Source organism: Roseobacter cerasinus (genome assembly GCF_009811755.1).
In the GTDB taxonomy this organism is placed as follows: Bacteria; Pseudomonadota; Alphaproteobacteria; order Rhodobacterales; family Rhodobacteraceae; genus Roseobacter; species Roseobacter cerasinus.
Genome location: NZ_BLIV01000001.1, coordinates 640,370 through 660,482 on the forward strand (window position 1 = coordinate 640,370; position 20,113 = coordinate 660,482).

At 60.8% G+C, this 20,113-nt stretch carries 18 protein-coding genes; 15 read left to right on the forward strand and 3 right to left on the reverse strand.

Annotation, left to right across the window (positions count from 1 at the left end):
- Window positions 1–23: 23 nt before the first annotated feature.
- Together So717_RS22185 and So717_RS03235 are read right to left on the reverse strand one after the other, a co-directional pair.
- Window positions 24–5,315, reverse strand: coding sequence for an ExeM/NucH family extracellular endonuclease (locus So717_RS22185; RefSeq protein WP_238840634.1), 5,292 nt, complete (start codon window positions 5,313–5,315; stop codon window positions 24–26).
- A gap of 262 nt (window positions 5,316–5,577) precedes the next feature.
- Window positions 5,578–5,865 carry a hypothetical protein gene (locus So717_RS03235; protein WP_238840636.1) on the reverse strand — a complete coding sequence of 96 codons (288 nt, stop codon included), beginning with the start codon at window positions 5,863–5,865 and terminating at the stop codon, window positions 5,578–5,580.
- A 464-nt stretch (window positions 5,866–6,329) separates the two neighbouring features.
- On the opposite strand from So717_RS03235, the gene So717_RS03240 reads away from it, so the two are divergent.
- The 14 genes from So717_RS03240 (at window position 6,330) to So717_RS03305 (ending at window position 18,257) form a co-directional block, all read left to right on the forward strand.
- Window positions 6,330–7,079, forward strand: a complete 750-nt coding sequence (locus So717_RS03240) for a substrate-binding periplasmic protein (protein WP_159974743.1) — start codon at window positions 6,330–6,332, stop codon at window positions 7,077–7,079.
- Between the two features lie 2 nt (window positions 7,080–7,081).
- Window positions 7,082–9,394 (forward strand): response regulator, encoded by a 2,313-nt coding sequence (locus So717_RS03245; RefSeq protein WP_159974744.1) that lies wholly within the window; start codon window positions 7,082–7,084, stop codon window positions 9,392–9,394.
- 96 nt (window positions 9,395–9,490) lie between these two features.
- Window positions 9,491–9,910, forward strand: a complete 420-nt coding sequence (locus So717_RS03250; protein ID WP_159974745.1) for a response regulator — start codon at window positions 9,491–9,493, stop codon at window positions 9,908–9,910.
- Window positions 9,911–10,258: 348 nt separating this feature from the next.
- Window positions 10,259–10,693 carry a hypothetical protein gene (locus So717_RS03255; RefSeq protein ID WP_159974746.1) on the forward strand — a complete coding sequence of 145 codons (435 nt, stop codon included), beginning with the start codon at window positions 10,259–10,261 and terminating at the stop codon, window positions 10,691–10,693.
- Window positions 10,686–11,396: a COG1361 family protein gene (locus So717_RS03260; RefSeq protein WP_159974747.1), complete on the forward strand. Its 711-nt coding sequence runs from the start codon at window positions 10,686–10,688 to the stop codon at window positions 11,394–11,396. The genes So717_RS03255 and So717_RS03260 overlap by 8 nt, the downstream gene beginning before the upstream one ends.
- 14 nt (window positions 11,397–11,410) lie before the next feature.
- Complete coding sequence (locus So717_RS03265) at window positions 11,411–12,040, forward strand: hypothetical protein (protein ID WP_159974748.1); 630 nt, start codon at window positions 11,411–11,413, stop codon at window positions 12,038–12,040.
- Window positions 12,041–12,043: 3 nt separating this feature from the next.
- Window positions 12,044–12,553, forward strand: a complete 510-nt coding sequence (locus So717_RS03270) for a hypothetical protein (RefSeq protein ID WP_159974749.1) — start codon at window positions 12,044–12,046, stop codon at window positions 12,551–12,553.
- Window positions 12,550–13,389 carry a class I SAM-dependent methyltransferase gene (locus tag So717_RS03275; protein WP_159974750.1) on the forward strand — a complete coding sequence of 280 codons (840 nt, stop codon included), beginning with the start codon at window positions 12,550–12,552 and terminating at the stop codon, window positions 13,387–13,389. The genes So717_RS03270 and So717_RS03275 overlap by 4 nt, the downstream gene beginning before the upstream one ends.
- A gap of 71 nt (window positions 13,390–13,460) precedes the next feature.
- Window positions 13,461–14,453, forward strand: a complete 993-nt coding sequence (locus So717_RS03280) for a polyprenyl synthetase family protein (protein ID WP_159974751.1) — start codon at window positions 13,461–13,463, stop codon at window positions 14,451–14,453.
- An 11-nt stretch (window positions 14,454–14,464) separates the two neighbouring features.
- Window positions 14,465–15,052, forward strand: coding sequence for a hypothetical protein (locus So717_RS22115; RefSeq protein WP_202981888.1), 588 nt, complete (start codon window positions 14,465–14,467; stop codon window positions 15,050–15,052).
- Window positions 15,053–15,063: 11 nt separating this feature from the next.
- Entirely contained in the window at window positions 15,064–15,627 is a 564-nt protein-coding gene (locus So717_RS03290) for a hypothetical protein (protein ID WP_159974752.1), read from the forward strand.
- Window positions 15,624–16,622: a hypothetical protein gene (locus So717_RS03295; protein ID WP_159974753.1), complete on the forward strand. Its 999-nt coding sequence runs from the start codon at window positions 15,624–15,626 to the stop codon at window positions 16,620–16,622. Before So717_RS03290 ends, So717_RS03295 begins: the two co-directional genes overlap by 4 nt.
- The gene (locus So717_RS03300) at window positions 16,612–17,133 is read left to right on the forward strand and encodes a hypothetical protein (RefSeq protein WP_159974754.1); all 522 of its coding nucleotides are present in this window, start codon (window positions 16,612–16,614) and stop codon (window positions 17,131–17,133) included. The genes So717_RS03295 and So717_RS03300 overlap by 11 nt, the downstream gene beginning before the upstream one ends.
- 194 nt (window positions 17,134–17,327) lie before the next feature.
- Entirely contained in the window at window positions 17,328–18,257 is a 930-nt protein-coding gene (locus So717_RS03305; RefSeq protein WP_159974755.1) for an aminotransferase class IV, read from the forward strand.
- A 34-nt stretch (window positions 18,258–18,291) separates the two neighbouring features.
- On the opposite strand, the gene So717_RS03310 is transcribed toward So717_RS03305, so the two are convergent.
- Window positions 18,292–19,179 (reverse strand): LysR family transcriptional regulator, encoded by an 888-nt coding sequence (locus So717_RS03310; RefSeq protein ID WP_159974756.1) that lies wholly within the window; start codon window positions 19,177–19,179, stop codon window positions 18,292–18,294.
- A 105-nt stretch (window positions 19,180–19,284) separates the two neighbouring features.
- Here So717_RS03310 and So717_RS03315 point away from each other — a divergent pair, with 105 nt between their 5' ends.
- The gene (locus tag So717_RS03315) at window positions 19,285–20,112 is read left to right on the forward strand and encodes a phytanoyl-CoA dioxygenase family protein (protein ID WP_159974757.1); all 828 of its coding nucleotides are present in this window, start codon (window positions 19,285–19,287) and stop codon (window positions 20,110–20,112) included.
- Window position 20,113 lies beyond the last annotated feature (1 nt).

Genomic DNA, 20,113 nt, shown 5'->3' on the forward strand with positions numbered 1-20,113 from the left:
AAATAGACCGCCGCGCCGGTAGATTAGGCAAGGTCAAAGACGCCTTCGTTGATGATGGCGATCTCTTCAATATCGCTGATGCCGCGCAGGAAGATCACGTCGCGATCCTCGTCAAGCTGCAGCAACAGGTTGTCGCGCCCAAGTGTGCGGGCCGAGGCAATCACAGCGCCATCCAGGTCCAGCGTGTCGATCCCGGCCTCGAAATCGAGGATGCGCAGGCTGTCGCGTTGGCCGTCGATGTCGGTGAAGACAAAGGTGTCCGCATCCCCACCGCCCGAGACAACATCCAGACGTCCGCCACCAGAGACAATGCGCTCTGCCACATCCGTTCCGGCCAGACGGTCATTGCCATCTGTTCCGGCCAGCAGAAGCTCTGTGTCGCGGTCCAGGTCAAGACCCACAATCACCGGGTCATGGTCGGAGCCGCGCAGCGGGGTGCTGCCGTCAAACAGCCCCTGATCCGTCGGACGCAGTGTGTCGGACTGCGAGAACGTGCCATCGAGGTTGTAGTCGAAGAACACCGGCGTGTCAGAGTTGACGTTCCAGGTGGTCGCGCCGGTGACCTGATCCAGCAGGGTCTGATTGGCCAGCGCATAGTCCAGCGTGCCGATCTGCCCGCTGAAGCGGTAGGAGTAGACGTCATCGCCTTCGAATTCCCGCGCAAGATCGGTATAGCCCGCCTCTTCGAGCTTCTGAATGGGCGTCTCACGCGCATAGGCATTCAGATCGCCGAGGATCATCACGTCTGCATCATCCACACCGGTTGGGTTGGTCTCCAACCACGCAGCCAGCTCCACCGCGGCGGCTTCACGGGTCGCGTTGTTGCGCCCTGCCCCATCGCCCTGGTCCTGATCCTCGACGGCCCCCGTGGGCGAGCCTTTGGATTTGAAGTGGTTGACCGAGGCGGTGAAGACACCACCCGTCTCAATCTCCTCAAAGCTTTGCGCCAAGGCCGCGCGGTTGAACGCATCACCGCCCTGCCCCGCGCCAAGCGGATCAAGGAAGGCATCGGTGTCCAGAATGGCCGCATCCCCCACCAGCTTGGTGGTTGTGGTGTCATAAATGAAGGCCACGGCGATGGCGTCATCACCCACGAACTCCGTGCCCGGATCAACAAAATCCCAGACCTCGGCACCCAGCGCCGCATTCAACTCACCCACCAGCGTCTTGATGGCAAATTCGTCACCGGCAAAGTCGTTCTCGATCTCGATCAGGCCGATCACGTCGCTGTCCATGCCGAGGATGGTCTGCACCAGCTTCTCGGTCTGCCGCGCCAGCTCTTCGGGGTTTTCGGCACCCCGCGCGTTTTCGCCATTGTCGATCTGCCCGCCAAGCGTGGTGAAATAGTTCAGCACATTGAGCGAGCCGACCTTGTAGTCGCTACCAACATCTTCGGGCTCCGTCGGTGCCGGGTTGGTCGCTTCCTCCAGTTCAAATTCGGACGCCTCCGGCAGGCGAAGGCGAAACTCGCCAAAATCGAAGTCCATGATCGCAGTCAGCCCGTCGACCGATTGGCCCATGCGCGGCCCGTCTTCCGGCCCGCCGATCACCGTACCATCTGGCAGGGTGATCGGATCGAAGTCGCTGCGCTCGGTGTTGGTGCCGTCGTCGATGGCGATGGTGCGGTCGGCAACCTCTTCGAGATAAGCCGCGTTGCCCTCTGCATCAGGCGTGTTGATCTGGCTGTACTGGTAAACCGGCCCGTCCGATGTGAGCACTGCCCGGCCGAAATCCTCATAGTCGAAGCTTTCGGAGAAGGTCAGCGCCTCCTCAATGGTAACAAGCATGCTCTCATAGGCCTCGCGGTCATCCACATCCGGCAATTGGATCGACTGGGCCAGCGACATCGGATCGACGGCTGCCTCTTCCTCGACGCGGATCTCTTGCACCTGGATGGTGGTCTTGCCGAAGCGTTCGATCACTGTGCCCAGCACGCGGACCTTGTCGCCTGCGTTCACATCCGTGCCCAGATCCCCGTTGCCCTCGAAGGCAAAGATGCCTTCCGAGGTCATTGCGTCGGCGTCCTGGTCACCCGCCTCTTCCATCAGGAAGAAGCCGCCCAGATCGCGGAAGCTGTCTGCATCACCGTTCTGGAAATCACCGGTCACGATGGCCTCGATCACCACGGTCTGGCCGACCAACGCGCTGGCAGCACCACTGCCTTGCACGTCGCTGATCAGCGTCGGTTCATCGTCAATGTTGCCACCACCGCCACCGCCACCGCCGCCGCCAAGGCCGGTGCCGGAGGTCGGTGTGTTGATCTCGGCGTTATTGAAGAAGTTGAGCAGGTCAAAATCCCCGGCGGTGTCAGTATCCACCCCGTCCTCCACGCGGCGCACACCGGCTGGCAGGAAATTCCCATCGGGGCCAACGCCGGGGGCATCCAAGGCCGGCGTATCGCCATCCGCATCCAGCGTCGCCACAGAGTCGACCACCACCTCATTGCCGGTGATAGCATCGCCCTGCAGGCTTGATGTCTCGACCAGCGCGAAGGTGGACGAGCCATTTTCCAACGCATTGGCAGGTAGGGTCAGGTTGGCAGAGACGCCATAGGTCGCCTCGGCTGTCTGGTTCGCAAGCAGCAGGAAGCCATTGTCTCCCAGAACCGTGCCTGGCTCGAAATCCAGACGGAAATCGATGCTGCCAGCCCCCTCAGGAGCATCCGCATCGTTTTCCACGACGATCAGGCTCAGGCCATCAAGCGAGGCGCCTGGCGTGCCAAAAAGCTCGACATATTCGGAATCAATGCCCGTGGTGCTGGAGAGCACCGCGTTGATCACCACGCTGTCCTCGGTCCCTTCGTCAAAGACTGTGTCATTGCGGAAGTTGAGGTTCTGAATGCGGCTGTCACCGGAGGGGTTGGTATCGGCCTCATCGAACGGCGTCTCAAGATCATCGAGGTATTCGGCCAGCGCGTCCTGTTCGGTGCCGTTATCTGCAAAGGTCGCATCGCCTGTCCGCGCGGCGTCGCCTTGTGCCAGATCCACGCGGTTCGCGCTTTCACCTTGTGGGAAAGGATAGCCATCACCGCCACCCGCCAGGAAGTTCAGCGTCACAATGCGGAACTCCTGGCTCGCATCGCCGCTGATCTCACCATCGCGGACCAACTCGGCAATCTGATTGCCGTCCTCATCGACAATCTCGGCGTTCACAATCCGGTCGCCTGCGGGCAGATCCGGGTCAAAGGAGAACTCGACGCCCGACACCTGCGGGAAGCGCCCGGCCGCTCCGGGTAATGCGCCGACGCCATACTCCAGCACCTCGACCAGTTCCGCTTTGGTCAGCGTCAGCAAGGTCAGCCCGTTGTTGAAGGCCAGCGTGGTCTGGATGTCATTCTGGCTGATGCCGCCCTCGGGCTTGACCACATTGCCATCGCCATCAACGATTTCGCCATTTGGCAGGCGGGTCGCAGTTGTATCCCCTGGCAGCACCACAGTTTCGCCGATGGAGGCGCGGATGCCGCCGCCATTCTTGATCGAGACGACAACCGTCTCATCCGCGTCTTTTGCGGCGGCAAGGTTGGCATCTGCCGTCAGATTGCCCAGGTTGGTCTCCTGCGTGCGCACACCGTCAGGGTCACCCTCCGCGCCGGAGCGGTTCCCGTTCAGGAAGACATCGGACGCGCCAAAGACGTTCGATTCCGTCGCAATGATCTGCGCTTCGATCGCATCAGCAATGGCCTGGATTTCCGGATCGATCAGCCCTTCTGCGTTCAGATCCGCCACACCCTGCGCGTCGGTGGCATAGGCGCCGGATACATCCGCATCATAGGTGCCCGGGAGGATATTTCCATCCGCGTCAAACTCGATGACCAGACGGCCCACGTATTTGTAACTGCCGTCGGTGTTCACAACCGCTGTCTGGGTGCCGCCCGCATTCTCGACAAAGATCGGGTATTCGCCCTGCACGCTGTCACCGTCTCGTGGGCGGTCATTCTCGTCAAAGAGGCGTGTGTTCGAGCCACCGGCAACAATCACATCAACGCCTTCCAGCCGCGCCGCCAGTTCCTGCTCGATGTTCAGGCGTTGCATATGCGCCAGCAGGATGACCTTGTTCATGCTGGGATCCGCGTCCAGCAGCGCATCCACTTCGGCCTGGATTTGCGCGGCCAGCGCGTCGAGCTGTTCGGACGTTGGCGTGTCGTCGAACTCTCCCGGCAGGATGCCCAGATTCCCAGGGCTGGAAATGCGCCCCAGCGTTGGAGTGGTGGCCCCCACCACACCGATTTTCTCGCCACCCGTTTCCAGCACCACCGAGGATGTCACGGTGTTGCCGACCGGCGCCGCACCACCCGCAACCTCGAGCGGGGCGAGGTTCGCGTCGGTCGAATAGTCGAGATTGGCGGAGAGATAAGCAAAGTCGGTGCCACCAAAGTCCGTGCCAAAGATATCACCGGGCGCATCACCGGAGATCAGATCGGCCAGTGCTTCGGTGCCGAAGTCAAATTCGTGGTTTCCAAGCGCGATGGCCTGGATACCCAACTCGTTCTGAATCTGGATGTCGGCAATGCCAGCAGAGCCAAAGACCGCTTCAGAGGCGTCAAAGAACACACCGGGGATGATCGCGTCCCCTGACGAAAGGGTCAGCGTATTGTCCGGCTCTCCATCGTTGCCAAGGTCCTGTGCCCGCAGCGCGTTGAGAACCGCAGAGAGGTTCGGCGCATCGACCACGGCGCCGGAGGACGCCTCCTGATCCGCGATATGCAGCAGTTCGAGGGTGAAAACGCCACCGTCACCATCGGTGGCTTCAAGCCCGTCGACCAAAAGATTGTCGATCCCGAACTCATCGCGCGAGCCTCCGCCGTCGATATCATCGCCAGACCAGCGCAGGTGGAAGGTTGTGTTGGCGGGCAGATCCGGCAGCGGGACTGAGACAGTTGACGCAACAACGCCATTGGCGTCTGCCGCACCGGGGCTGGCGAACGTATTCAGCGGCGAGAAGGTGACACCGTCCAGCGAAAACGACAGATCGAAGCCGTTGCTGCGGGCCTGGTCGTTGTTCACCAACCGCTCAAAGCTGACAACCACGTCCGACAGATCGGTCGGGCCGCTGTCCAGGGTGAGTGTGATCTCTCCGGGGGTGAAATCGCTGCCTCCGGGCTGCAGATAAAGCGCATTGTCATCAGCGTCCCTCGTCAGTGCGTAGACGCCGCCTGTGGTGACGCCGCCAGCGGTCTCGCCGCGCGCAAGATCATTGTCGGAGTTGAACCCGTCGATGGACCAGATCAGCGAGTCGAGCTGGCCTGCGCCTGGTGTATCGCCCAGACCAAGACCAAGAAAGTCATTGAAATTATTCGCATAAATTTGGCGGCGCATATCGGAACCCGTTGTTTCTACAATCATGGAGGGTCCGCGCCAGCCCGTTCTGGACTGACTGTCATCGCACCCCGCTCCCGTCATCGGTAGTGTCGATTTGTAACGGGTTGTTAACGATCAGCCTACACTTTTTACGGGTGACTGATGGTTGACGTTAGGGTATCCTGTTAAAAAATGAGCGCTCAAATGGTGCGCGCGGGCAGCCCTGCGAACAGTGTGCTGACCCACTCAGGCACGGGCCGCGAGGCGCAGCTTTCGCAGCTCAGCTCTGGCCTGCGGGCACGCTATCTTCCGATGTCAGATCAAGGCCATACGCACTGCGCATCTGTTCAATAAACGCCAGCGTATCGTCATCAAAAGGCGACCTGCCTTCAAAACTGTGCAGCAGAATACCCTCGAGCAAATCGCCAAGCGACATTTCATGCTGCGCGGCGACTGCTTTGAGTACTTTTAGGATGCGTTTCTCGATGCGAACACCGGTTTGCACGCGTTCTATCTTTTTATTTGCCATACCGCCTTTACCATACGTAACCCCATAAATATCGGGCAAAACTTATCAACTTCACCCATGACTGGAAAGGGCCGGTTCACGTCAGGGTTGGAATACCGCAGGCCTTTACAGGCTAAATTGCAAATCAAATCTCGGAATAGTATATTCTGCACCAATGCAGCGCACGGCGGGGTTGTGCTATCATAAAAAAACTCGGATCAGAGTTTCGAAAAAGACCGATTCAGATTGCAAACCAATCCCAGGGGGATTCAGGGAAATACCCAAGCCTGCGCAAGCGGATGGCGCCAGGATTTGGCACCTCATCATGTACAAACGACTTGGACGCCCCGGACAGCAGCGCAATGCAGAACCACATGTCGCGCAGGCACCCCATCCGCAGGCCTGGCAGTTCCGGCAGCAAGGCAATCTGTTCAAACGGGCGGAACAGAACTATGCGTTCTTGTGTTTCTCACTGACTTTGTTCACAGTGCGCTGCGACATCGGGAACGAAGGGAGAGGTTCCAATGCCGCTTAAAGCTCGCTGGATGACCTGCCTTTCTGCCGCCCTCACGCTGAGCGCCTCGTCGGCTTTTGCAACTGAAAAGCTGCTGGTTGTGGCGGACGAATGGCCCCCATTCTCGGGTGCAACGCTGCCCAATATGGGAATATCGCTGGATGTCACCCAAGCCGTTCTTGTCCGAGCGGGCTATCAGGTGGAACTCGCTATTCTGCCATGGACACGCGTTGTCAGCGGGGCCAAGTCGGGTGAATACGATATCATCACCAGCCTCTTTCTTGATACAGAATTTGAAAAATCTCTGACCTATTCAGACCCTTTCTTCACAACGGAAGTGAAATTCGTTCGTAAAGCCGGGTCGGATATTGTCTTCGACGGTCTGGACTCGCTGAAACCCTATGTAATCGCGGTCGGAACCGGCTTTCTCTATGAGCCTGAATTCGACAGCGCGACCTATCTGAATAAATTCGAGGTCACGACCGCCATCCAGGGCGTGAGAATGGTTGCAGCGGGCCGCGTCGATCTGACCCTCGATAGCACCGACGTCATTCGTCACGCAATTCAGAGTGAAGCGCCGCAATTGATTGATCAGGTCGAACTGTTTGGACCACCGCTCGCGACGCCGGAGATCCATATGGCCGTTTCGAAAACGCGCACAGACCATGAAGAGATTGCGGCCGCCTTCAACGCGGCCCTCGTCGAGATGAAAGCGGATGGCTCCCTTGACGCCTTGCTGCAAAAACACACGCAGAACTAGAAATGGACCGCCCAAAAAGCAACTGGCTCGCCCTGAAGCTCTTGCTCTGGGTTCTGGCGCTCAACGCTTTTCTGTCGCTGATTGCGACTTCGGTCCAGCTTTATCTGAACTTTGACCGTCAAAACCGGGCGCTGGAAGACATCACCCAACAGGTCGAACGAGGCTTCGGGCAGAGCCTGAGCTTCGCCTTGTGGTCCTTTGATCTGCAGCAGGTCGAACAAATCCTCGACGGGGTCCATTCCGGGGCCGACATTGCCACCTTGCGCCTGACCTCTGACCAGGGCCGAACGTGGTTTCGCGGTCCGGAGCGCCCTGACGAGGTTTTGCAGGACAGGGTGATCGAGCTGGTCTATACCGACCCCGCGCGCGGGCAAGCGGTGGTGGGTGTGCTTGACGTCGGTCTGAGCCGGGCCCGCATCTGGTCTGAACTCTATGCGCAAGTGCTGGTGCTGTTCTTCGCCAATCTGGCCAAAACAGGCTTCGCCTCGGTTGCAATACTCCTTGTCTTCCGAAGCCTGGTGAGCCGCCATCTGCGGCAGATCTCGTCATATGTTTCTCAGCCCTACTGGCTCACCGAAGAGGACAACCTGACGCTGGAGCGCTCTGAAAGCACCCGCGACGATGACCTTGAGGCGATCGTTTCCGCGATCAATACAACCCGGGATCGATTTGAGGATTTAGACCGGGAGCGGGCGACAGCATCCCAGCAGCTGCGACTGGTGCTTGATACCACGATGAACGGCATCATCGGCCTCGATCACAGCGGTGTCGTGAATGTCATCAACCCGGCGGCCCGCCACATGCTTGGTGGCAAATCCGAGAGCACGCCGTTTCCGTGGCCCGAAGCAATCAAATTCCTCGATATCGCGGATTTACATCCACTGGACGCCTCTGCCGATCCGATCAATCGTGCCCTGGCAGGTCAGTCCTTGCACGGCGAGACACATCTGATGACCCGCGCGGGAGAAAGCGAAAACCGTTATGTCAGGGTCAGCAGCACGGTGGTCGAGGACGAGTTGAGTGATCTGCGCTGTGTGATCGTGCTCGACGATGTCTCGCAGTTGGAAAAAAACCGCCAACAGATCGAACGGCGCGGACGGCTGGATGCCCTGGGTCAACTCACCGGCGGCATCGCGCATGACTTCAACAATTTGCTGGCAACGATCCTTTATGCCATGCAGTTGACAAGGGCCGACAACATTTCCCCCAGATCCGACCGGGTCCTTGCGACAGCGCTGAGCGCGGTTGGTCGGGGCCGGGAGCTGACCGGTCGGCTTCTCGCCTTTGCCAAACGGCAGCCAGGGCTTGCCAAATCGCGCAATGCGTCTGAGATTTTCGGGGAATTTGAAGCGCTGGTTCGGCCCGCGATCGAGGCAAATGTCGAGCTGTCCTTTGTGCCGCCTGATCCCGATGTTCTGATCTACTGCGATCAGGGGCAGCTGGACAATGCGCTGCTCAATCTGGTCCTGAACAGCCGCGACGCCATCATGCGCAGCAGCAAGGGCAGCGCCATCATCGTCAAGGCGCGTGGGCTTGATGAATTGGACGCGGACCTCATCCTGCGGCGGGAAAACTTACATGCCTACATCACACAAGGCATGAAGCAGGAACACGCGCAGGACGTGGCCCGCCATGATGAAAAGGCCTACCGCTACGTGGAAATCTCGGTCACCGACGACGGCCCGGGCATGTCAGAGGAGATCAAAAGCCGCGCCATTGACCCCTTCTTCACCACCAAGGACAGCAACTCCGGGTCCGGCCTCGGGTTGTCGATGGTCTACGGCTTTATCCAGCAGTCAGACGGCGAATTCCGGATTTATTCAGAACTGGGTTTTGGCACCACCATCCGCATGATTCTGCCACGCGGCAGCCCCGACAATGAACGCGAAGAGCCGGTTCCACGCCTTCCGGCGCGGCGTGGCACTGGCCAATATGTGCTTGTCGTCGAAGATGAGGAAAACCTGATCGCTGTCATGGAAGATCTGATCGAAGAACTGGGGTTCCGCTTCCGTGCGGCACGCTCCGGTCAGGACGCGCTCGATGTTCTCGGCAGTGGAGTGCCCGTGGACGTGATGCTGACCGATATCGTCATGCCCGGGGGCATCGGCGGCTTTGAACTGGCAAGCAAGGTTCGCAAGTTGCGACCGGATCTGCCCATCATCTACATGTCGGGCTATACCGGCTTCACCTCTACTGAAATGGGTGACGTGGTTGCGCCCATGCTGCAAAAACCCTGCCCACCCGTGGAATTGGCCGAAGCGCTCTATGGCGCTCTGGAGCCGAAGGAGAAGGGGGCTAAGGACGCAGAGAGTTGACGGCTCACCTCTGTACCCTCTAAGCAAGCATACAGCGTATGAGGATCAGTAAAGACCTGGGGCGAGGCACAACGTAGAAACATGGTGGATTGAAGCGTGGCAAAGTTACTGCTGATGGAAGACGATGCGCACTTTGCGTCTGTGCTGACCGAAGTGTTGCTGGAACAGGGGCATTCGGTGCAGTCCTGCGCATCCGCAACCGAAGCCTTCTCACTGATCTCCGAGAACCGCTTTGACCTTCTGATCACCGACATCATCGTGCGCCAGGATAACAGGTCTGTGCCGGATGGTGGCATCTCTCTGATCTCAAGGCTCCGTGGCGCGCTCAGTTGGAACCTTGAGCCCTGGATGAAGGAAATGCCGATCATCGCGATATCGGGCGCCATTCATAACCAAGGCATGTCCGATCTGCTCAAGATCACGCGGGATCTGGGCGCGGATATGACCTTGAGCAAGCCGACCGATACCAAGGATCTGCTGGACGCCATCAATCTCTTGCTGCGCAAGTCAAAATAGGGTGGCGTCATCAACCGCCACCGCAGTTCTCGGCAGCGCCGGGCACCCAATCGTCGCTTTTATCAATTGATGGACCCCAAACGGCCTTCGCTCCCAAACCGGTGAGGGGGATCCGGGCCAATGAGGTGCTTTGCACCGATCAGCGTGCAAGTACGGTTTTTCCGCAAATTGCGCATGCTCGCCAGGTTTGCACCAGATGCCACCCCTGCGCAAAAGCAGCATAACTCGCTGTAAAATATTCATATTTTTGCGCGGCAGCCGAACGCCTGAACCATCAAAACCATCAGGCTTCGCAGAATCTTAAATTTCTGTTAACCTTACGTCATCATGTGAGCGGAGGAGGTGGAGATGGGCGTAGATGTCCCTGACGACTATGAGATAGACCTCAACCTCAGTGGCGGCACCACAATAGACGGTGACCTGTCAATGGACACCGACCTGCGCATCCGCGAATTGCCGACCATAGAGTTGCGCGTGCGCGAGCTTCCGGAAGTCAAAATTGGTGTCACGGAACTGCCCAAAGTGCAACTCGGCGTTGACCCCATCGATTTCTCACTGCGGATCAAGGAAATTCCGGCGATCCGGGCGCATCTGCCTGCGAATTTCAAGGTTGGGTTGTCGCTCCTCGGGAATGAGCTCCTGGCCATCAACCTCTGCGGCGAAGCGCAGGTGATCACCGAGGACTATGTCCCCAACCCCTGCGAGATCTGCGGCCCGCCGGGCAATGCGCGCGAGATCGCTGGCAATGTCAGCCGGATCGAGCTGATCGAAGACGATGGCTGAGCTGAAAGAGAGCATCACCCTGCGCAGGGGCCGCGCGATGGCACCGTTTGAGGTGGCCGAGCCGCAGGCGGGTGTCCTCAAGCTGGGCGGCGCTTTGAAGACAGCGATGGGGGCGGAGCTGCGCGCACGGCTGATCCCGCGCAAAGGTCTGACGCGCATAGCGGCGCGCATCGACAAAACGGCACCTCCGGGGCGGCACACGGCCACACTGGTGACCGAGGACGGCGAATACCCCGTCACCGTGGACGTTCCAGTGCGCGAAAAGCTACGCATCTCACCAGGGTCAATCAGCATCACCGGGCGACCAGGCACGCGGGTCACAGCGCAATTCACCCTCTCGAACCGGGGCAACGTGGCCTTGCCTGTCCCAAACGGGGGCGTGGGCGGGCTCTTTGCCTCTGACGGGGTGGCGGGCGCGTTTTCGGCGGCCTATGCCTCGGATGCCGAGGCGCCCCTGGAGGTCTTTGGCGAATTCATTCAAGGCCTGCGCCGGTCCTATCTGGGGCTTATGCGGTTGAAGTTCACGTCAAAGGACAAGGGCAATCTGTCACCGGGCCAGAGCCGCGCGCTGTCGGGCGAGTTTGCCATACCGGCACCGTTGAATGACGCCACGCAGTTGGGTGCGGGCCGCAAGTTCCACACCACCATCGCCATGCCACATCTGCGCCTTGTGGCCCGTCTGACCCTGAGCGCTCCGAAATAGAAAGGGGACCGCCCATGACAAAGAGTAAGATGACCATGCGAGACGTACGCCAGAGTATGGACAGTATGTCGGACATGATGGTCCGCCAGATGGACCTGACCGGCGAGTTGGTCGACAGCCTGGCAGGCACGGCGCAACGGTTTCTCTCCACGCTCTCGGCGGGGCAGTCCTCGAACTGCTGCGACATCCCAGAGCCGTGCTGGATGCCGAAAGATCTGGGCGAGGTGCATTGCCAGCTCTGCGCGGGCAGCACCGGGATTGTCGAGATCCGCATCACCAACACCGATTTCCGCCCGCGCAATTTCACGCTGGCGGCGGCTGGGCCCGATGCCGGGCGGGTCAAGCTGACGCCAAACAGTTTTGCGCTGGGACCGAAGGAGCGGCGCACGGTGCGCGCGCAGTTTGACACCAAACTCGATGACGGGGTGCATTGCGCGGAATTCGAAGCGCTGATCTGGGTGGTGGGCTGCAACAGTCATTACCTGCGCTGGACCATTGAGGTCGGCAAGACCGAGCGCGCCTGCTGTCATCACGTGGAGGTCTTCGACCAGCCGGATTATGAGCATCATTGGTATGATCATTTCTATTGCGTGCGGCCCTGTTACGGCCGCTCGGTGCGCCCGGGCAGCGGGATCAAAGGGTGATCCATGTCGAACTCACAGATGAAAGACCTTTTCAGCCAGGCCATGCGCCTGAACATGAAGTATTATTCCGGATTATTTGACGTCACGAAGGATTACCTGGGCGCGCTGCGGACGCTGGCGGAGCAAGGGCTCGAGACCGATGTGGCGCGGCCTGTTCCGCCGACGGCGCCACCGGCGGTGCCCGCGATCCAGCCCCTGATCCTTGCCGCCCCAGCGGGCAAGGAGGCAGCGGCCAGCTTTGCGGTCACGAACAACACCGGGCAGGAGGTGGCGGCGGACCCTGAGGTCTCGGAGAACCTGAGGGCAGCGGGCGTCGTGGCCGAACCGGCGGGCCGGATGGTCGCGCATGGGGAAGACGTGGTCTTCACGCTGAAGGGCAAGCCGACGTCGAAGATGAAACTCGATGAGGACATCCATGGCACGGTCAGCGTGCGCCCCTTCGGGGATCGTGAGATTCCGGTGGTGCTGCGCCGCTTGCGCGCGCCCGCCAAAGCGAAGGCAAAGACCGCGTGAGCGCGCCGGGTGGCATCATGGCCGAAGGCGTGCTGGTGCAGGCGATGCACCTCTATTCCGCGCTGGTGATGAAGCCCTATGAACAGGGCCGCAATGCGGGACTGATCGAGCGCACGACGCTGGGCACCCTGCCCCAACCGCTCGATCGGAATGGCCTCGGCCCGCATTTCTCCAAGAAATACCCCAAGCCGGTGCTTTTGGGGCGCGCAACCGAGAATGACGCGCTGGTCTCCGAGTTTGACCGCATGGGCGAGATTTACGACGCCTATGTGCGCCCTTTCTCGACGCCGATCATGAATGCCGCCGTGGAGGAGCTGTCGGCCTGGATCAAGCCGGATTTCCGGCTGCTGGACGCGGGCTGTGGCGCGGGGCGCGAGCTCTGTCGCCTATCGCAGATGGTGCCAGATGGTGAAGCGGTCGGCATTGATCTGGCGGCGGGGATGGTCAATGCCGCCTATGCCTCGGCCCGTGCAAAAGCCTTTGATCATACAGCGTTCTTTCAATCTGACGTGGGCGATTTGCCCGAGGTCTTCACCGGGCAGTTCGATCTGGTCTATTCCTGTCTGGCGCATCACCACTACCCCGACCCGCCCGCTGCCACGCGCGAGATCTTCCGTGCCCTGCGCCCGGGCGGCTACTACACGGTGATCGACGCGGGCCCCGAATGGTTCGTGAAACGCTCCTCCGGGCTCGCGCTCTGGGCCGATCCGGGCTGGATCGGATTTCACACGCCCGAGCAATTTATGGCGCTCTTCGAGGCGGCGGGGTTCGAGACCACCGGCTGGATCGACCTTGTGCCCGGTTTCGGCATCGCCTGCGCGCAGAAGCCCCTTTGACCACGCCGGACTACGACCGGGCCCTCATCGAGCAGGCCCTCAAAACCGCAAGGACCCGGACCGAAAAGGCAATGACCCGGTTTTTTGATGCTCGGCGCGAAACGGGGATGGATGTGCTCTACGATCAGATCAGCGATTATCCGTTTCGCGTTGGCAAAGGCCTGCGGCCCGCGCTGGTCTATGCCGCCTGCCAGGGCATGGGCGGCACCGAAGCACAGGCCGAAAACACCGCGACGGCCATCGAGCTCTTCCACAATGGCGCGCTGGTGCATGACGATATCGAGGATATCTCCGATTTCCGGCGCGGGGATGAGACGCTCTTTCGCCGCCACGGGGTCCCCATTGCGATCAACACCGGCGATGCGACCTTCGTGTTTTGCCTCTCGCTGCTGCTCGACAATGTCGAACAGCTCGGCGTGCGCAAGGCGATGCGCATCCTCAAGGATTTCGAACGGCTAAGCCGAGAATCCGTCGAAGGGCAGGCCATTGAACTCGACTGGATCCACAACGCACGCTTCGATCTCGATAGTGAAGACTACCTGCGCATGGCCTACAAAAAAACCTGCTGGTACACGATGATCGCGCCCTTGCGGCTGGGTGTCGTGGCCGGGTCCGGCCCGTCGATGGTGGCCGATCTCGAAGACGCGCTGATCGAAGTGATGGAACTGGGCTATCTCGCGGGCATCGGCTTTCAGGTGCAGGATGACCTGCTGAACCTGACTGCCGACGAAGTGCTCTATGGCAAAGAGATCAGCGGGGATCTCTACGAAGGCAAGCGCACCATCATGCTGCTGCATTTCCTGCGCACGGCCCCCAAGCGCCAGCGCACCCGGGCGATCAAGCTGCTGACCCAGCCACGCGCGGAGAAGGAGCCCGACGAGGTGCGCTGGCTGCTGCAGGCCATGCACGAAGCAGGCTCCATCGACCACGGGCGCGAGCTGGCGCAGGATTTCATCACCCGGGCTTTGACATTCGAAGCGGAGGGGCTGCGCTTCATGGCAGAGACCCGCCACCGCCAATTCCTGCGCGAAGTGCTGAAATACGTGATTGCAAGACTTAAGTAAGAGGGACCGACATGCCACATGACCACGACCACGGGAGCACGCCTTCGAGCCCGTTTGAGGAGCTGATGAAACTGCAAAGCGCATTTCAGCAGAGCCTGAGCCAGGCGACGATGCAGTATCTGCGGCAGCTGCAGGGTATCGTTGGGCCGGTCACCCCCGGCACCGTGGTGCAGCAGGTGGAGGGGACAGGCGTCACGCTCAAACTGCGCCCGGGCGGACAGGCGAAGGCATTGGTGAACGTGGAGAACCGCCAGCGCGTGCACTCCATGGTGACGCCGATGATCACGCCGCTGGTCTCGGACACCGGGGCCACGTGGTTCGCGCAAACGGCATTCACACCGCCCACAGCGCTGCTGGCGACGGATGAGGTGTTGGACTTCGCGCTGGTGCTGGAGGCGCCGAAGGATATGCCCGTGGGGGTCTATCGCGGGGCGGTGCTGATCTATGGCTGCAGCGACGGGGTGGTGCCGCTGGAGGTGACCGTGGCGAAACAGGCGGCGAAGCGCAAAGCCGCCCCGGCTGCTGCCAAAGCCAAGACAGCGGCAAAGAAAGCACCTGCGAGGAAGCCCGCTGCCCGCAAACCCACCAAAGCGTCCTGAGGAGTATGACCATGGCCAACAGCGCACACATTCGCCTCATTGACCCGCCCGAGGACGCGGGGCGCACCACGGCGAGCCTGTTTTCCTCGCTCGCCAGCAGGCTCATCGCACTACACTATACGTCCGGTGTCAGCGTCATCGGCTCCACCCTCGCGGGGCTCGCCGAGGCGGGCCGCGAGATTTCGAAGACTGCGGAGGGCGCGCGTATCCGCCGAGCGCTGGAGGCAAGCGCGGTCAAGGACAACGGCGAGCTTTTGTGGAGCGCCCTTCGGGTGACCGGCTGGACCGAAGGCATGCCAGCCGCCCCTGTGCTCGACCACATCCGAAACGACCTCGCCTTGCTGCTCGCCGATGATCTGGCCGAGACGATTGATAACGTGCCCGCGCCGCTGGAGAACAAGGTGCATCGCAGCAAGACGGTGCCGCCAGCGATCACCTTCATCGACACGCTGATGGGCCTGTGGATCCATTCACGCGAGATCGTGCAATCGGTTGAGGCGCTGGCCCGTAGCGCACCTGAGCGGGACGACATCGAGCCCGGGGACGCGGTGCACAGCGGCCCGATCCTGCGGTGACAGCCTTCGATGTGCTCCGGCCGCCGGTTCTGAGCGATCCCACGGCGGCGGCCTACAAGGACTGGTTTCACCTCAACGTGTTCCTGCCCGACTCGGGGCGCGTTGTGCTGATCAACCTGTCGATGCATGGGCCGCCCTGGGACCAGCGGGCTCGGGCAGTCGGCGTGGCGCTGGCGAGCGCGCCGGATGGCGATTGGATTGGCGGGATCGAGATTGCGTCGTTCGCCGAGAGCAAAGTGGACACGCAGGCGCTGTTTCTCAGCACCGTTTCGATGGCTGTGACCAGAGATGGCACGGCGCTGCACGCCAAAGTCGCCCGCCCTGAAGACGGGTTCGAGGCGGACCTGATCGCCCGTCCCGTTCTGTCGGCGGGCGCGCTGGACCTCACGGCGCAGTTCGGCAGTGGCTGGATCGGCTGGAGCGCGGTGCCAGTGCTGTCTGTCTCCGGTACTCTCAAACTCGATGGAGAGGACATCTCGTTGGAAAACGCGCGCGGCTATCACGACCATAACTGGGGGCGTTGGTTCTGGGGTGAGGATGTGGCCTGGGAATGGGGCGCCTGGGTTCTGAGTGAGGATATCACCGTGGTGGCCGCACGGGGCACCGACAAGGCCCATTTCAACCGGCAACCGCCGCATGTCTTTCTGGTTTACCGCAGCAAAGTCTACGGGTTCCTGCCAGGGCAGGTTAGATTGAGCTTTGATACGGCTCCAACCCGCGCGAACCGGCGCCTGCCCGGCGCGCTGGCCGCAATCCACCCAGACCGCCGCGCGCCGGATCTGCCAAGGAGAGTGACCTTGCAGGCGGTCAGTCGGCACGCGCAATTCGAACTGGTCTTCGAGCCGGAGACTGTCGCGCAGCTGCTGCTCTCCGACCCGATGCGCCCCGGATCCGGCTTCATCAACGAGTTGGCCGGACGCTGCCGTCTCGTGGCGACGCTGGACCAGACCTTGCTGCGCGCCGAAGGCTCGGGCGTGTTCGAATATGTCGAATGAGCCTCGGCATCTGCGCGACTGGATCGTCGCGCTTTATGCGGCTTTGGACGAAGCCGAACCGCAGCGGGCCGAGGCCATTCGAAAGCTCGCGGGAGATGAGATCTCACGCATGGCGCTGGACAAAGACCGGATCACCCTTCGCTTTGTCGATGGGGCGTTGATCGTGCGGCGGATGCGGGCAAGCACCGCGCAGCTGAAAAGCCCGCACGGGGCAACCGATCGGCACACGGTGACGGCACTGCTGCGAGGGTACATGGAGATATCGGAAGCAATTTCGAACGACCATATTCGACTGCATGGCACGGCGGATCAAGTCATGGCCATCTGCGCGATCATCGAGATCCTGGTTGACGCCAGCACACGTATCCCCGCACTGCAACGACTGGCCGAAGCCTTTCTGGCCACCACAGATGCGGGTGACATCCGAGGTGCCCGCAAAAACCGCTCGAACCACCGCGAGCGGATCGCGCAGAAAGAGAACAGCCTTCTGCGGCGCCATGGCCTGCTCTGACCGCCGTAGGTGCGCCGGGTTCGGATGCCTGGCGATGACCAAAGGGTGAAATCTTGACGTGATCCGCTGAGAAACCGGTATTGTGACCTTTGGGGTCGACTTGATCACGATGCCGGCCCGTGTTCAGAACAATCCAAACCGGCCCAGCGACACCAAAACGCGGCCACCCAACGCCAGCGACCGAGGCAGTGAGCATGAGCAAAATCGACAGAAATTCCACCCATGACGCTGAAGAGGACGCGCGCAACGACAACATCGTGATCTACGTCAACGGTGATCTGGTGCCAAAGTCGCAGGCGGTTGTGTCGGTCTACGACTCAGGCTTCATGCTGGGCGACGGGATGTGGGAGGGGCTGCGTTTGCACAACGGCAGATGGGCGTTTTTCGACGACCATATGGATCGGCTGTTCAACGCGCTGAAGTCCGTCTCCATCGACATCGGCATCGGCATCGGGCCGAGGGATGTGCTCGACATCCTGAACCGCACGGCCGAGGCCAACGGTATGACAGACGACGCCCACTGCCGTCTGATGGTCACGCGCGGACGGAAGGCAAAACCCTTCCAGCATCCGGATCTGTCGCGCTTTGGCCCCACCATCGTCGCGATTGTCGAACATTCCAGGCCTGCGTCTGGCCTACAGGCCAAGGGTATCCGGCTGGCCACTGTGCCCCAGGTCCGTGGATTGCCCATGTCTCAGGATGCGAAATACAACTCCCACTCCAAGCTCAATTGCGTCATCGCCTGTCTGCAGGCCGAACAGGCGGGCGCCGATGAAGGGCTGATGCTTGACCCCCATGGATTCGTGAACACCACCAATGCCTGCAATTTCTTCATCGTGCGGCGCGGTGAGGTTTGGACCTCGACTGGCGACTACTGCATGAACGGGGTGACTCGGCAGAAGGTGATCGACCTCTGCCGCGCCCATGACATCCCAGTGTTTGAGAAGAACTATTCGCTCTATGAAGCTTACGGCGCGGATGAAGCCTTCCTGACCGGGACCTTTGGTGCGCAGACGCCCGTGGCGGAGATTGACGGTAAGCGCATCGGGACCGGTGACAGGCCTATGACGACGCGGATCCGCGCGCTATATACGGACCTCGTGCGCGAGAACACAAGCGGCTGAACAGGCTGCAAGTGCATGCAGTCCCGCGCGCCCGTCACGACAACCTGGCGAGGAAACGCTCGATCACCGCGTCGGTATCCCGGCTGGCGTGCCAATAGGCAAAAACGCGAACAGGGTCGTGGCCAAAGGGAAACGGGTGGATCTGCACCGGCCACCGTCGGGAAATCTGGTGCGCTGCACGTTCGGGTAAGGTCGCGATCATCTCTGTGCCACACAGAACATAGGGCACCAGCGAATAGGACCAGACGGTGATCTGCCGCTTCCGGATCAGGCCTTCGCGCCTCAGAACCTCTTCGTCGTCGTGAGTCATCTGGTGTTGAATGTATTTCACGACCACATGTCGGCGCTCCAGAAACGCCTGCCGGGTCAACTGCCCTTGCGGCGGCCCCCGCTCTGCACAGGAAAGACAGACAAACCCTTCCGAGAACAGCTCAGCCTTGGGCGGCATGCCCACATCAAGCGACTGCCCGGCGAGCAGCAGATCAACCTCGCCGTTTCGCAGCAACTTCCCCGAATCCTCCGAGAGCGGCAGCAGATCAAACCGCAGCCCGGGCACCTCGCGGGTGGAGGCGATGATGCCCGGCCCGACACAGGTTTGCAGGACAAACTCAGACGCAACAATCGTCACCTCCCGATCAATGGTCTCGCTGTCCGCGTAAGGCCGAAGTGCGGCGAAGGACTGCGCCTGCGACAACAGTTCGTTCATCGGGGCGATCAGGCTGCGCGCAAAGGGGGTCAGCACCATGCCCCGCCCGGATCGCACCAGCAGCGCATCATCGAAATGCAAGCGTAGCTGCGACAGCACAGCGCTCATCGCCGATTGGCTGAGATGCGCGCGCTTGGCCGCGCGGGTCACATTACCCTCGGCAAGCAGCGCTTCAAGGCCGATCAGTTGATTGAGGTTGAAACCGGACAGACGCATGTATCATCCAAAAAAATGATGTTGCTTTATCTTATAAATCAATTTTTGAGATTTCCCTAGCCATGCAATATTATCCCCGCGACCACTGACACAGGAGCCGCCGCCGTGAACATCGCCTCCAAAGTATCCGCTTCTCCGGGCAGCATTGCTGACGCCTATACGCGGGATGGCTTTGCGCTGCCGCTCGATATCCTGAGCGCGGCAGAGGCACAAAGCCTGCGCGACGATCTGGAGCGTGCGGAAGCAAACCTTGCAGATGATACCGAGCGACTGGCGCTGTTGCGCACCTACCCGGACCGACTGCTGCCCGGCTTTGACAGTCTGATCCGACATCCGGCGATCATCGAGGCCGTGTCTTCGGTGCTTGGGCCCGATCTGCTGGTCTATAGCGGTGCGCTGTTCATCAAACCGGCGCAGTCCGACAAGATCGTCTCCTGGCATCAGGATCTGACCTATTGGGGGCTGGACGACGCAGAGGAGGTTACCTGCTGGGTCGCCCTCTCTCCGGCAAACCGGGACAGCGGCTGCATGCGGTTTGTCCCCGGCAGCCACAAGCAACGCATCGTTGAGCATGTGGACACCTACGCCGAAGACAACCTGCTCTCGCGCGGGCAAGAGATTGCCGTTGAAGTGGATGAGGCCGACGCGGTGCTCTGCGAGTTGACCCCTGGGCAGGCCTCCATGCATCACGGCCATCTGTTCCACGCCTCAGGGCCCAACACCACCGACGACCGCCGCATCGGCGTGGCGATCCGCTATATCCGCCCGTCGATGAAGCAGAGCTCCGGTGATCGCCCGCTTGTCGCCATCGTCAGCGGCGTGGATCGGTTCAAGAATTTCGACATCGCGGCCAGCCCGCAGGGGCGTCTTCTGGAGCGGGATTTCGAGATCTGCCGCGCTGAGGCGGAGCTGCGACGGAAGCTGTTCTTGTAGA